This is a genomic window from Myxococcaceae bacterium JPH2 (assembly GCA_016458225.1).
In the GTDB taxonomy this organism is placed as follows: Bacteria; Myxococcota; Myxococcia; order Myxococcales; family Myxococcaceae; genus Citreicoccus.
This window is the reverse complement of the sequence record JAEMGR010000023.1, coordinates 1-14,016: the sequence shown is the minus strand read 5'-3', so window position 1 is coordinate 14,016 and position 14,016 is coordinate 1. Positions and strand designations below refer to the sequence as shown.

9 protein-coding genes are annotated in these 14,016 nt (G+C 59.6%); 6 read left to right on the top strand and 3 right to left on the bottom strand.

Features of this window, described 5'->3' with window-relative positions; genetic code table 11:
• Positions 1 to 105: 105 nt before the first annotated feature.
• Positions 106 to 789: a response regulator gene (locus JGU66_27740; protein MBJ6764578.1), complete on the bottom strand. Its 684-nt coding sequence runs from the start codon at positions 787 to 789 to the stop codon at positions 106 to 108.
• A 189-nt stretch (positions 790 to 978) separates the two neighbouring features.
• Between JGU66_27740 and JGU66_27735 the strand changes: the two genes are divergently transcribed.
• A complete protein-coding gene (locus JGU66_27735; GenBank protein ID MBJ6764577.1) occupies positions 979 to 1,251 on the top strand; it encodes a hypothetical protein in 273 nt (90 codons plus the stop codon).
• A 3-nt stretch (positions 1,252 to 1,254) separates the two neighbouring features.
• On the opposite strand, the gene JGU66_27730 is transcribed toward JGU66_27735, so the two are convergent.
• Positions 1,255 to 1,641 (bottom strand): response regulator, encoded by a 387-nt coding sequence (locus JGU66_27730; protein MBJ6764576.1) that lies wholly within the window; start codon positions 1,639 to 1,641, stop codon positions 1,255 to 1,257.
• A 215-nt stretch (positions 1,642 to 1,856) separates the two neighbouring features.
• Between JGU66_27730 and JGU66_27725 the strand changes: the two genes are divergently transcribed.
• From JGU66_27725 to JGU66_27705, 5 genes are all read left to right on the top strand, one after another.
• Positions 1,857 to 3,416 carry an AAA family ATPase gene (locus tag JGU66_27725; GenBank protein ID MBJ6764575.1) on the top strand — a complete coding sequence of 520 codons (1,560 nt, stop codon included), beginning with the start codon at positions 1,857 to 1,859 and terminating at the stop codon, positions 3,414 to 3,416.
• Positions 3,413 to 4,105 (top strand): hypothetical protein, encoded by a 693-nt coding sequence (locus JGU66_27720; GenBank protein MBJ6764574.1) that lies wholly within the window; start codon positions 3,413 to 3,415, stop codon positions 4,103 to 4,105. The genes JGU66_27725 and JGU66_27720 overlap by 4 nt, the downstream gene beginning before the upstream one ends.
• 968 nt (positions 4,106 to 5,073) lie before the next feature.
• Positions 5,074 to 6,069 carry a hypothetical protein gene (locus tag JGU66_27715; GenBank protein MBJ6764573.1) on the top strand — a complete coding sequence of 332 codons (996 nt, stop codon included), beginning with the start codon at positions 5,074 to 5,076 and terminating at the stop codon, positions 6,067 to 6,069.
• Positions 6,070 to 6,198: 129 nt separating this feature from the next.
• On the top strand, positions 6,199 to 12,624 hold the full coding sequence (locus JGU66_27710) for a VCBS repeat-containing protein (GenBank protein MBJ6764572.1): 6,426 nt from the start codon (positions 6,199 to 6,201) through the stop codon (positions 12,622 to 12,624).
• Between the two features lie 9 nt (positions 12,625 to 12,633).
• Complete coding sequence (locus JGU66_27705) at positions 12,634 to 13,173, top strand: hypothetical protein (GenBank protein MBJ6764571.1); 540 nt, start codon at positions 12,634 to 12,636, stop codon at positions 13,171 to 13,173.
• A 381-nt stretch (positions 13,174 to 13,554) separates the two neighbouring features.
• On the opposite strand, the gene JGU66_27700 is transcribed toward JGU66_27705, so the two are convergent.
• Entirely contained in the window at positions 13,555 to 13,869 is a 315-nt protein-coding gene (locus tag JGU66_27700) for a hypothetical protein (GenBank protein MBJ6764570.1), read from the bottom strand.
• Between the last annotated feature and the right edge of the window lie 147 nt (positions 13,870 to 14,016).

Below are 14,016 nucleotides of genomic sequence, written 5' to 3'. Positions count from 1 at the left end.
CACGCAATTCGAGGCCACTTCAACGTCGCCCTTGTCCGCGCGCGTCGACGCGCGAGCCACCGGCCCGATGTTCCGCGCACTGGATGAAAGCACCGCCTGAGCGCGTCAGGCGTCGCGCAGGTGCGAGGGGATGAGGACCAGGCTGGCGGTGAGTGCGCGCGTGGAGTCATCCACCTCCAGCACCACGCGGACCCCCTCCACGGTCACCAGCAGGGACGGCTGCTCGCTGGGGAGGGCCATGAGCCAGTGGGATGTCCGAGGGGCCTCGGTGGCGGCCAGCTCGGCGGCGCGCAGCAGGTGCAGGCGCACTGCGTGCCGCACCGGCGCGGGCAGGGCGTGCAGCGCGTACAGGCTCTCGTCGGGCAGGCGCAGCGCGTAGGGCGCGGGCGCCTCGGGCCGCTCGCGCAGGCGCAAGTCACGCAGGCGTGGGTACAGCGTGCCCACGAGCGCCTCGGGTCGCTCGGGTCGGCGCAGGATGTCCACCACGCCGCCCAGCGCCATGTCAGGGGGACTCTCGGCCGAGGACATCAACATGAGCGGCAGGTGGCGCAGCGCCGCGTCCGTTCGCAGCCGTCCATACAGGGCCCAGCCGTCCACGCGCGGGGGCACCATGTCCATCAAGATGAGGTCGGGGTGATGGTGGCGCGGGTTGCGTCCCAACCAGTCGAGCGCCTCGGCGCCGTCGGTCGCCAGGGACACCGAGAAGCCCGCGGCGTGGGCGGCGTGTCCCACGCCCTCTCGCCACGCGCGGTCATCCTCGACGAGGAGCAGATGCTGCCGGCCGGACATGTCTGATGAGAGCAGAGCAGCTTCCCCCCAGGGCGGCCAAGGGTTTGTCACGAACAACCCCACCCCCAGCGTTGGCTGCTGGACACTGCCGGCTTTCTTGGACTCGGCGGGGATGGGAAGCCGACGCGTTCCCTGGACGACGGGACCGTCTTGTTCAGTCACCCTGAGGTGCGCAGCTTGTGACGGACCATGGCCCTCCGTCTCCAACTCGATGCTCGGGTGCTCCGGGTGCTGTCTGGCTTCAGCGCGTCCATGCGAGAGCAACTCCAGGCGGAGCTGGGGGCGCTCCCCGTGACACTGCCCGTGGGCGAGACGCTGGAGCCCGGCTGGACAGGCATGGCCGTCCTGGCCTCGGGCTTCCGGGTGCGCTACCGGCTGGAGCAGCGCGAGGGATTGCTGCGATTGACGGAGCTGCTCATGCCCGAGTCCTCGGGTTCATTCCCTCCGTCCTCGCTCTCCTGAACCTCAGTACGACGCCTCCATCGCGCGCAGCGGCCGGAAGGGCGACAGCGCGCGCACCAGCTCCTCCAGGTCCAGCGGCTTGGGGATGGAGGCGAGGATGCCGTCGGGGGCGGGGCGGGTGGCGCCCGCGCCGGAGACGACGATGACGGGCAGGCGGCGCAGCGAGGGGTCCTGGAGGATGCGCTCCATCAGCTCCCAACCGCTCATCACCGGCATCATCAAGTCGAGCAGCATGACGTCCGGGTGAGGCGGGCGCCTCAATCGCTCCCATGCGTGGAGTCCATTGATAGCGACCTCCACGTTGAAGCCCTCGAGCGTGAGGAACTCCTCCAGCATCTCTCTGCTGTCGGCATGGTCTTCGACGAGAAGGATGAGGTTGCGCGTGGGCATGGGCAGCGCGAAGACTCACCCTGCTCGAAGGGGTGGGGAAGTCCGCGGCTCGGCCGAACGTCGACCCGTTGACGACTGGACGCCCCGCGTGTGCACCGGTTGCCACGCGCGGTGCGTCAAACCGTGTTCTCGGCTTCCCTGGTTGCAGAGCTGAAGCCTTCTTGAACACCCTCCCCGGAACGCGGGCAGCCCTGGGGCGGGCTATACCAGGGGGCATGGTGTCCATGGCTCCCGCTCCGCGTCCTCCCGCCACCGCGCCGTGGCTGGAGGAGCTCGATATCCTCATCCGGGCCCGCTATCCGCTGCTCTACCTGGTGTCGTGGGAGGAGCACCGGGTGGAGGCGGTGTTGGCGGACCTGGCGCGCTCGCATGGCAAGGCCGTCTTCCATTGGTCCGTCACGCGAGGACTGCGCAACATGGGAGGCTCGCGAAGCCCCGCGCAGCCCGAGGCGACGAGAGACCCGCACGAAGCGCTGGCGGCCATCGAGAAGCTGAACGAGCCCGCGCTGGTGGTGCTCAAGGACTTCCATCCCTATCTCGAGGAGCGGAGCGTGGTGCGCGCGCTGCGCGAGCTGGCGCACTTCCTCAAGAGTACCTTCACGACGGTCATCCTGCTGTCGCCGACGCTGAACATTCCGATCGAGCTGGAGAAGGAAGTCTCGGTCGTCGATGTGCCGCTGCCGGACTACCACGACCTCTTGCGGCTCTTGAAAGAGATTGTCGCGCTGGTGCGCAAGGGCAACAAGGCGACGGTGGAGCTGTCGCGCGAGACGGCGGATCAGCTCATCAAGGCGGCGCTGGGATTGACGTTGTCGGAGGCGGAGAACGCCTTCGCGAAGGCCATCGTCGCGGATGGGAAGTTGGGGCCGGAGGACATCAAGCGCATCCAGGACGAGAAGCGGCAGGTGATTCGCAAGAGCGGCTTGCTCGAGTACTACCCGCCGGAGGAGAGCCTGGGGAGCGTGGGCGGCCTGCGGAATCTGAAATCGTGGCTGAGTCAGCGCACGGCGGCCTTCGGAGAACGGGCACGGCAGTTCGGTCTGCCCGAGCCTCGGGGGTTGTTGTTGTTGGGCGTGCAGGGCTGTGGAAAGAGCCTCACGGCGAAGGCGGTGTCGGCGCACTGGAACCTACCGCTCTTGCGTTTGGACATGGGGCGAATCTTCAGCGGGCTGATTGGTTCGTCCGAGGAGAACCTGCGCAAGGCCATCCGCGTGGCGGAGAGCGTGGCACCGGTGGTGCTGTGGGTGGATGAGATTGAGAAGGGATTGTCCGGGGTGGCGTCCTCGAGCACGGCGGACAGCGGGGTGTCCGCGAGAGTGTTTGGGACACTGCTCACGTGGCTCCAGGAGAAGACCGCGCCGGTGTTCGTGGTGGCCACGGCGAACCGCATCGACGGCTTGCCGCCCGAGGTGCTGCGCAAGGGACGCTTCGACGAAATCTTCTTCATCGACCTGCCGGAGCAGGCCGAGCGGCGAGACATCTTCCGCATCCACCTGGAGCGCCGGAAGCGCCACCCCGCGAACTTCGGGTTGGATGCGCTGGCGGAACTGACCGAGGGCTTCAGCGGCGCGGAGATAGAGCAGGCAGTGATTGCCGGACTGTACGAAGCCTTCGCGGAGGGAACGGAGCTGGAGCAGCGGCACCTGGCGCGAGCCATCCAGGAGACGTTCCCGCTGTCGGTGACGATGAAGTCGGAGATCGACCGCTTGAGGGACTGGGCGCGAGGGAGGACCCGGCCCGCGTCGGACAGAGTCACGGGCGAGGCCAGCTCATGAAGTCGAGGCTCTCACGCTTCCTGAACCTGGAGCGGGAGCGTCCCGAGCGAGGGGCGCCACAGGCCTCGTCGTTGGAGAGCAGTGGCCGGTTCGAGGCGCTGTCGGAGCGAGAGGCGGTGGCGGGGGAGACAGGCGTGCCGGAAGCACACCTGGAGCGCTTCAAGGGACAGGAGCCGCTGGCGCTGACGGACGAGGAGCCGGCGCTGGACTTCCCGAGGTGCGTGCACTGCGAGTCCGAGAACGGTCGCTTCGCCTCCACGTGTGGCGTGTGCGGAGCGGACCTGGGTTCACCGGAGCAGCAGGCGGCGAACACGGAGCGGTGGAAGGCGCAGCGAGAGGCGAGGGAGGCGGAGCGAGCGTCGGCGCAAGCAGGAGGATTGGCGCGAGCGGAAGCGGAGCGGCGCGAGGAGTCCGAGCGTTACGGGCGGATGCTGGATGCGTTGCGAGCAGAGGAGCGAGCGACTTCCCGTTGGAGCCGCTTGGGTGAGCACACCACGGTAGGGACCGCGTTGCTGTCATTGATACCGGACCCCCGGGTGAGGTGGGGCACTGTCGCGGTGGTGGGACTTGGGGCGCTATGGATGGCAGGCCACGGCCCCATGTCCGTGAGGTCCATCGGAAGGGCCCTGTCCTTTCTTTTATTGCTCCTCTTCCTGCCGAGGCGAAGCTCAAGCGGCTGGAGGCGCTGAGTAGACGTCCCCGATTGGGCAACCAGGGCGTTCGAGCTAGCTGCCTGCCCCTGGTGACGGTCAGTCTTAGAGATGCAGTCGCCATGCCGCGCGGCCCCCTCCTCCGTACATGGGGCATGCATCGTCGGAGATGGCCATCAAAATGGAAAGACAAGGACCCCGTGCAGCGGGCGGCGAGCCTGAAAGGCTCGATTCGCTCGTGGTCTATGGACAGTTGAGAATCCCGTCACTAGCGTCTGGCCGTTTTCGATTCAGAACCGGTGAGGGGGACTCCCGGAGGTCATACGGTGATGCGACGGTTGGGTTTTAGGGCGTTTTTCAGTATTTGGGCTGTATTGGTTGTCAATCTTGGGTTTTCGTCCGATGTAATGGCGTCTTGCTTGGATGGGCAGACTGGCTCATGTGCAAACGACTCTTGCAAGGGAACGAGGACCTGCGTCGGCGGTGAGTGGACAGATTGTCTTTACTCACCGACCTCCACTGTGTCTTGCAGTGTTTGTGGGAAGAGTGGCTTCCTGTCTTGCGACCCGGAAGGGAACCTTCTCGCCGGAGCCTGTTCCGCCAAGCATGCCGAGGTTTGCGATAACTGCGACAATGATCAGGATGGTCTGATCGACGAAGGCTTGACTGCTGGAAGCTGTGATCCGCAGGGTAACGGGTGCACAGGCACCAGTACATGCGTTGCAGGCGGCTGGCAATGCGTGGTGCCTTCAGGGAAGACGGTGGACTGCTCTGCCTTGGCAGGTGCTCCCGCCCGGAGGCAATGTAGTACCACGGGCACTGCCGGTATCTGTGTTCGTGACGTGGCATCAGCCGAGCTCTGTAACGGCGTCGATGACAACCGAGATGGAGCGGTTGATAACGCGCTGGGACAAGGCAGCGACACGCTAGCCAGTACCTGCACGGGCCCCAATGGGCCCTGCCCCAATTCAACGAAGCGGTGTGTGGGAGGCCAGTGGTCGTCGTGCGTGGCTCCTGCCGAGGTCTGCGACGGTCTTGATAACGACTGTGATGGCCTGTTCGATGAGGACAATGTCTGTCGATACGGGACAGGAGCTGTGTGCCAGTGTCAGCCGGCTACTTGTGGACAACTCGGGAAGAACTGTGGGGGCGCGCCAGACGGGTGTGGAGGCACGCTTCAATGTGGAACGTGCTCAGCGGGGATGGGGTGTGGCGCAGAAGGCGTAGCGAATGTCTGTGGCTACCTGAATGGATGCACGCCAATCGCCAAGGCGACAGCTTGTGTGGGAAAGAGTTGCGGGCTTGTCTCAAATGGTTGCGGCGGACAGCATGACTGCGGAACGTGTACTGGGAATAATACCTGTGGTGGTGGTGGTGTCGCCAACGTATGTGGTTGCTCTCCCGTTGCACTCACAGTGGCGTGTTCAGGGGCGGGGAAGAACTGCGGGTTTGTCTCAAATGGTTGCGGCGGCCAGTACGACTGCGGAACGTGTACCGGCAGTAATACCTGTGGCGGAGGTGGGACTACCAATGTGTGCGGGTGCACTCCTCAAACTCAGGTCTCAGCCTGCGCAGGAAAGAATTGCGGACTTGTCGCAAATGGGTGCGGGGGCCAGTACTCCTGCGGAACGTGTACCGGTAGTAATACCTGTGGTGGCGGCGGAACTGCCAATGTGTGTGGATGCACGCCACAGACACAGGCTGCAGCATGCACTGGAAAGAACTGCGGCACCGTACCCAATGGCTGTGGGGGCACGTATAGCTGTGGAGTTTGCTCTGGCTACAACACATGTAGCGGTGGAGGTGTCGCTAACGTATGTGGCTGCACCCCGATGACCGCAGCGACAGCATGTGATGTCGAGTGTGGCAGCGTTGCAAATGGTTGTGGTGGCACCATCAACTGCGGGACTTGTGGTGCAGGGAGTTATTGCAAGGCAGGTGTTTGCACCGGCGGGAAAGGCAGTTCCAGCGAATCACGCACTTGGGATGGGGGCTCGCCGTGAGGATGCACGACAAAGGAGTCTGGTGGTAGGGAGAGATGAGTGGGATGGGAGTCTGGCTATTTAATTGCTTGTGAATATTTACTATTCGGCCCAGGGAAAATGAAAAGTAAGCAATGGAGATTTACAGGGTTGCTGCTGCTGGTTGCGTTGTCCTGTGTTCAGGACAGCGAGGACTGGGGAGCACACGGGTCGTCGGCGCATAGCGCACTTGTGCGTCTTGACATGTCGCCCGACGCAATTATTCCAACTGAGCTCGCTGCTGATGGATATACAGTTGGAAAATTGACAGGGACAGGAGCGGCAAGTCCGGATGGCGCCGCGACGTATTCTCTTCCTATCTGGGTTCCTGCCGGCCGCGCGGGAATGCAACCGGACTTGGTCCTCTCTTATCAGAGTAGAGCTGGGAACGGGCCGGTAGGATTGGGCTGGACGTTAGGTCCGGTGTCGACCATTGCTCGCTGTCGAAGAACCATGGCGCAAGACGGTCGTGTGGAAACCGTAACGTTCACCCAGGCGGATGCGTTTTGTTTGGACGGCCAGCGTCTCGTTCTGATGAGTGGAGTTTATGGTGCATCCGGTGCTGAGTATCGCACAGAGATGGATACGTTTATCAAGGTGGTCTCGCTTGACGCGGATGCTCTCGGGCCAGCGCAGTTTCGTGTGTACATGAAGGACGGGCGCATTCTTACGTTCGGCAAGCTGAACAATTCGACACTGCAAGGGCAGCGAGTGAGTGCCAGGCCGTATGGCCTGGGCGGCGTGGCGGAGAGTCGAGATGGCAAACTGAATCGACTCGCTTGGTCGTTGGTGCGTGTGGAGGATCGAAGCGGCAACTATATCTCGTACTTCTACGGCCAGGACGAGGGTGGCGGAGGAGGAGGGGCGACTTCAATTCAAGGAGCCTATGAACAGTGGCTTGAACGAATTGAGTACACGGGAGGACCGAGTCAAGGACCCACGCGTTCCGTTGTTTTTGACTACCAGCCAGAAGCAAGGCCCGACTCAGCAATTTCGTACACGGCTGGCTTTAAGTTGAAGAACACAAAGCGGCTAGCTCGCCTGCGGATGCTTGCTCCCAATCCTACTGTAGCTGGGCTTGTTCGGAGCTATGAGTTTTCGTATGTCCAGGATCCGACAAGTCGCATCAGTACGGGGGCTGAAGACGGGGCCAGCTTGCTTTCGAGTGTGACGCAGTGTGATGGTCTTGGTGTCTGCATGCGTCCTGTAGTGTTTAGCTGGGCTTCTGGTAGTCTTGAATATGAGGAAATAAATACAGGCATCGCGGATGTAAAGCGCAATCTCCACTCAGTTGACGTGAATGGCGATGGCCGAGACGACCTCCTGTATACGAGAGCAGAGACGGGGCGTTTGCCAGGATGGAGGATGCGCCTAGCTTCTGCTGATGGGTTTGGACTGGATTATCCGGTCGATCTTCCTGATGAATATTCGATGGGTGGTGAGCGTTTTTCAGATCTCGATGCGGATGGACGCATTGATGTCTCGACACTCCGATGGGAGAATACTGGCGGCCCGAGTATATTGAATCGCGTCGGTCACTATGTGTTCAATGGCACTAAGTTTGACTTGCGCGAACTGGAGGTGGATTCGGAGAGATTGAAGAATTCGCCGTGGGTTTCGGATTTTGATGGAGATGGCTACCCGGATCTGATCCGCCTCCGTGAAGTGAATAATCATATTCAGTTGAGTTGTCGCTCGAATCTGGGTGGTAGTTTTGGTCCCTACTCGGACATCGTTGTTTCGGATGTTAATGATAATGCGCAGATGGTTGCGAATCTGGACGGCACGAACCGCAGCAGCCTGCTGTTCACCGAGAAGCGCAGTGTTGAAGTTCCTGGCGGGGGGCACATTTATGAGAAGGTGGGGCTGAATTATTGGGCGCTAAGTGTTCGCAATGGAGTTTGGGAGAAGAGCGAGACAACGCTTACGCGCCTAGATGCAGATAAGGATGATGACGAGACCGCTGATGGTCCTCAGATTCTTTTTGCTGATGTTAATGGGGATGGCCTGCCGGATGCGATTGCTGCGCAAGATGCTGGAGGGGACGTTTCCGTTCAGATTAATACGGGAGGTGGCTTTGCGGTAGGTGCCCTTCAAACGCTGCCGGCGGACTGCAAGCTCCCTGCGTTCTTGGGTGATAATGGAGTCAGAGTCTTTGACTATAATCAAGACGGCCGTGAGGACCTTGTGCTTTTGGGGCGCCGAGGGGATGACGTAGGGCCTCAGTTGGTAAAGGTCCTGGTGTCTACGGGGGCCGGCTTCACTTGTAGAGTTCTGACCATTCCGCAAGGCGAGCCCGCTACTTTGGGAGGGTATGGTCTTAGTCAGCTTTTGGATTTCAATGGGGACGGCCTGCGCGACCTGGTACAGGTTGTTGATGGGACGCTTCGTTTGTATTTGCGTAAAGGACTTCCTTCTGCGCTCTTGCTTGGTGTGCAGGACAGTGCTGGTGCTCGGATGGAGTTTTCCTATAAGCCCATAACGGATTCTAGCGTCTATACTCCGAGCTTTGCCTGTGTTGCGCCGCAGCGATGTGTGCATGATGGCATGTGGCTTGTTTCGGAAGTTCGCTCGGAGATGGGTAGTGGGGGTTGGCGGCCAACGAATTTTCAGTACGAGGATGGCCGCTCGGACATACTTGGTCGTGGGTGGCTTGGATTCGCAGCGATTGTGGCGCGGGACGGGCTGTCGGGGGCAACGGTTCGGACCGAATCGGACAACCACTCCAGGTTGGGGACCTTCTACCCCTATGCGAAGCTGCCCGGGCGTGTCGTTTCTCAGATTGAGGATGTTGGGTCTGCGAGAGTCCATCGTCAACATCAAGAGAGTCAGTACGCTGCCAGCGTCCGTGATGTTTTGGATGGTCAGAAGATCCTCACGGTGCTTCCTGCCTCCGGATGGACTGAGTCCTACGAGAGGTTCAAGACTGAAGGGGCAACTCAGGGATTGCAGCAGCGATCAGCCTCCATATGGGAGTATGAAACGACATACGGAAATCTCAAAAAGGTTCGGCGAACAGTCTCGGCCGGCGGAGAGGTCATCCAGGATGACGTTCGTGAGCTTCAATACTATCCTGCCAATGTGTCGGACTGGCTGGTCGAGCTCGTTCAGCGTGAGTCGGAAGTCAGTACCGTGGGGGCGACTGCCGTTACGAGAGTTACTGGCTATACTTACTCCGCGCAAACGGGGCTGCTGGAGAGTCTTGTTGTTGAGCCTGGAGATGCCAGATTTCAGTTGTCTACGACCTATGTTCGCGCGTCGGATGGACTTGTCGTAGAGACAAGACAGGAGGCGGCCGGGTATTCTCCTCGCTCTGTCTTCTTTGAGTACGATCCGTTGGATCGCGTGTACCCTATCGAAAGCAGGAACGCGATGGGGCATGTTGTGAGGTTTGCCTATCATCCGGGCCTTGGTGTTCTGGCGTCGCGATCAGATGTTAATGGAGTTTCAATCTCGGCTCAGTTTGATGGTTTTGGGCGATTGCGAAAGCAAGACAACCCAACACTGAGTGATGTGACTGTCTCGTATCGCGCCTGCGCTGCGCCTTGTTCGTGGGAGGTTGTGTCTTCTGTCGCGGGCGGACAGAAAACAGTGTCGGCGTACGATAAGTTTGGGCGTCGCTTGAGTGAGCAGTGGAAGGCATTTGGTGGCGAAGATGTTCGCTCTGTTTATGAGTATGATGAGTTGGGTCGATTGGTAGCCTCTTGGTCACCGTCTCCAACGGGCTATCAGTCTGTTGTTACTCGATTTTTATATGATGCCCTGGGGCGAGTTGTTGCCCAAACAAACTCTGATGGCACTGTTCGAACAACACGCTATGTCGGCGGTCAGATTTCCGAGCGGGACGAAAAGGGGAACGAGCGCATCATTCAGTTGGATGCCCTGGGAAGACCGAGGACAAGCACTGACGAATGGAGTGATGCTCCTGGCGGGGGACGTCATGTTGTGACGCAGTATTCGTATGGGCCATTCGGGGTCAAGACGACCATACTTGATGGCTATGGGAAAGGTACTGCGTTCGAGTATGACAAGCTGGGACGAGCTGTTCTCGTTCGAGACTCCGATAGAGGGCTGCAGATCACCAACTATAGTCCGTTCGGTGAGGTGCTGAATGTTACCGATGGAAATGGTGATGTGACTGCGTATACGCGAGATTCTCTTGGGCGGGTGGTGATGCTGACCAATCGAGATGGCATTTCTCGATTCGGCTGGGATGTGTCTCCGAATGGGATAGGAAAGCTCGCAAACCACATCCAGGAAGGCACGGATACGGGGTCCTTCCTGGATGACACTGTCGCTGTTTATTCTTATGACTCGCTCTCGCGTCTCGTGACGGAGACCTGGAGTGTTGAGGCGCGGTTGTTCGCCCCCATAAACAGGACATATGATTCATATGGCCGCCTGCAATCAATAGCGTATCCGCAAGTTGCTGGTCGCAGGCTTGTGGTGGAAAACGAATACGCAGAATGGGGCCACTTGCGCGCTGTTCGCGGCGCAGGTGGAGGCAGTACCTATTGGAGTGCGTTGAGTCGCAATGGCGTAGGGCAGTTGACAGGCGAGTCGTTTGGAAATGGCCTGGTTGGCGTGCGTAGGTATGATTTGCGGGGTCGACCAATCTTCATGGATACGAGTATTGGGGGGCAATCCCTCCAGACTCTTGCTTATGAATATGAACCCAACGGGAATCTTCGAGGGCGACATGACAGAGTAGGGCAGATAAGTGAAGAGTTTCGATATGATAGCCTTGAGCGGCTTAGTCAGTGGTCTGTTTTTCAGAATTGCAGCTCGTCTCAGGTTGTTTATTCGTATGATGAAATAGGAAACCTGACGAAGCGGGACGGTCAGGGGCAGACTCTTAACTATTTCTATGAAGGCACTGGAGGAGCAGGGCCTCATGCTGTCACCCGAACGACGATGGGCGGGTACACGTATGATGCAAAGGGAAATCAACTGACAGCGCCGGGGCGTTTGGTCGAGTACACTACGTTTGATCTCCCTCGGCGTATTGTTGGTGGGGCCGTTGAGGCCAGTTTTCGCTACGATGCTATTGGTTCTCGCGTCGTTAAGAGGACGCCTGAAGAGGTCACAACCTATATTGGTGGGCTGTATCAGGAGAGGCGCAGTGTTGCCGGCGCGGCGGTGCACGTGTTTAGTGTTGTCGGCGCTGAAGGGCCAGTCGCGCAGGTGGTTTGGACGGTCGATTCGGACAGTGTTTTGCGTCGGGATGAGACAAGCTATCTTCATGTCGATAGTCTTGGAAGTGTTGGGGTTGTTACTGATGCTGGAGGACAGGTTGTTGAACGATTGAAATATGAGCCTTTCGGCGGGCGACGATATCCTCACTCCCTGTCGACGCCTGTTTCTCGGGGCGGGGGTAATGTGCGTCAGGGATTCACGGGGCATGAGCATGATGATGAGTTCGGACTCATCAATATGCGCGGGCGTGTGTATGATTCCGTGCTTGCTCGTTTTCTCAGTCCTGATGCTTTCATTCCGAATCCGCTATCAAGTCAGGCGCTCAATCGGTATTCGTATGTTTACAATAACCCGCTTCGCTATACGGACCCTACTGGGTTCCTGCCCAGGGAGGTTGCCTATGATGACTGGGGCAGTGGCGGGGCTGGCGCTAATCATGGGCCCGGGGGCACTCTCCGACGCAGGGCTAAGGTATTTGCAGCAGCCAATGAAGAGGAGTGCACTATCCCTGATGCTGCTGGGCAGGGGGCCTGCTTTGTGTCGGTGGGGGGAAGTTTGGACGATGCATTTGGGGATGCCTACGCTCGTGCGGGCTCCAATCGGGCGTGGTTCTCCGGCGGGAGTTCGAAAGGGAATCGGAGCTTTTTTGCTAGCTTTGTAGTGGGCGCTCCTCTCCTCCAGAATACAAGTGTTGCGACTGGTGAGCCGTTGTTCCTGTCTGCGCTGCGTCAGATGGGTATTGGTAGTGGGGCGGCTAGCTTTGGCATCCTTGTGCTCCTCGCGCCCAGTCAGCTCGATGGGCCGTCATGCGAAGGGGGTGGGGGGCCTTGCGATGCTTCAAAGCCTGAAGACAGTCCGCCTGGGGTGGCCGAAACCGCGCCGACGAGCACGACGGATGCCACGACAGAGGCTGCAAAAGAGGTGGAAGAAACGGGTGCAGAAGAGCCCGAACCGGAGCCATCTGCTGAGGGCGCGGGGGCAGGCAAGTGCAAGCCGATGCCGGAATGCCTGAAGAGACCACCGAACCCATATGGGAAGAAGGGTGGGCCAGAACATCAGGCGAAGGTCAAAGAGATTGTGGAGGAGGTGACAACTCGAGGGCTGACAGCAAAAGAGGAGCTCAGGGTAGAGATTACAGATGGCCTGAAGTCCGTTCGTTATGCTGATGTCGCTGCTGTAGATCCTGTCACCAAGACTCTTGTGGAACTGCACCAGGTCGGGCGACAAACGCAGAGTGGTTTGCCTGTGTCGCGTGAGAGAAAGGCTATTCAGGATCTCGAGACGCAAACGGGGATACGCCCGTTCTTTCACCCCTACAATATTCTCCCGTCGGGGGAGTGAGGAGGATGTATGGGTCATCAAGTGAATTTCTTTGCGTTGCCTGATGATGTTGAGCGGATTCGGCTGGGTGTTGATGCGATTGAGCCGATGGTTATTATTACGAGCCGCTCCGATGGGCCGGAGCCGCGAATTGTTTCTGGGTTCGATTTTGAGGAGAAAGGGCGGCGCTGGTTCTTCTATTATCTTGTGCGCATGAGTGATTTGAGAAGCGTCGTGGTGCGGCATATTCCGACTCAAGGGTACTGGGAGGTGGATTCTCTGGTGTCGCCAGTAGTGGAATATACGGACTGTAAGTTTGACGGCGAGGCTCTTGATTCTGGGCGAATCTATTATGTTGATGGTTTCTATGGCGAGAGTCGTGAGTGGGTTGAAAAGGGAGAAGAGTTTCGCTTGTGGGCGAAGAAAGTGTTGAGCGTGGTTAGGAAATGCTTGAAGCGGCAAGGGGGGCGCTATTTTGGCTCATCTGCTATTGAGTGGATCGCAAGAGAGAATGCGGAGTATGTCTCGATGCGAGCGGAGTATCGAAAGGGAGCGCAGTTGCCTGGATGAGTCGGCGCGAGCCGGATTGTTGAGTCGTTGTGTTTTGCTGGGATTGATTTAGTCGTTGGATGGAGCGGGTTCGGCACAGGACCCGTTCCTTGCTTCGGGCCCTGCATGGACGGCGAAGGGGATGCAGGACGGCGAGTGCATTGCTCGCCGTCCTGGCATGGCAGGCAGAATGGATGCTCAAGATTGCGCGATTTCGTTAGTCCTGCAGTCGTAGATTGAGACGAGCGCCGTGAGTCCGGTAATGGCAGACGATGGCGACGGCTTGATGGTGGCGGCGCCAGCGACTCCAGGCCAAGACGTGCTCAATTGGAGCAACAGCGCGTCGGAGCAGGGTCACCAGCAGCCCGCGCACCTCTTGGACGGAGAATCGGACAAGGAGAGTCAATGCAGGCCGCGCCGACCGAGAAACGCCCGCATGGGGTTTCTTCGCGTCGGCAGGCCGAGGGCTTTTGGGGGCAAACCCTCCTGAGGTCCGAGGTTGGCAAGTGCCCGTGCCGCGGCGAGGAAGACGTGAGCCACCAGACACAGCGTCATGTGTCGATGCCACGCCGTCCACGTGCGTACCTCATAGTCAGCCAGGCCCACTTCGCCCTTGGAGGACTCGAAGTCCTCCTCAATCACCCACCGACTGCCGGCCACCCTCACCAGCGAAGCCAATGAGGCATTGCGGCGGGCATGGGCCACGTAGAAGGCCACCTTCCCATCCGAGAGGCTTCGCCGGAAGAGAAGCCAGCGAGACAGCCCCAGGTGGCGATTGAGGCGAAGCCGGGCCCACTCGTAGCGGCGAGGGCCTTTGGTTCCTGCGCCCGCGGACATGCACACCCATGCCTCTGGCGGGACTTC

Coding starts and splice junctions, on each gene's coding strand:
- JGU66_27725 (MBJ6764575.1), top strand. CDS start 1,857: ATGGTGTCCATGGCTCCCGCTCCGCGTCCTCCCGCCACCGCGCCGTGG.
- JGU66_27705 (MBJ6764571.1), top strand. CDS start 12,634: ATGGGTCATCAAGTGAATTTCTTTGCGTTGCCTGATGATGTTGAGCGG.
- JGU66_27730 (MBJ6764576.1), bottom strand. CDS start 1,641: ATGCCCACGCGCAACCTCATCCTTCTCGTCGAAGACCATGCCGACAGC.
- JGU66_27720 (MBJ6764574.1), top strand. CDS start 3,413: ATGAAGTCGAGGCTCTCACGCTTCCTGAACCTGGAGCGGGAGCGTCCC.
- JGU66_27740 (MBJ6764578.1), bottom strand. CDS start 789: ATGTCCGGCCGGCAGCATCTGCTCCTCGTCGAGGATGACCGCGCGTGG.
- JGU66_27735 (MBJ6764577.1), top strand. CDS start 979: ATGGCCCTCCGTCTCCAACTCGATGCTCGGGTGCTCCGGGTGCTGTCT.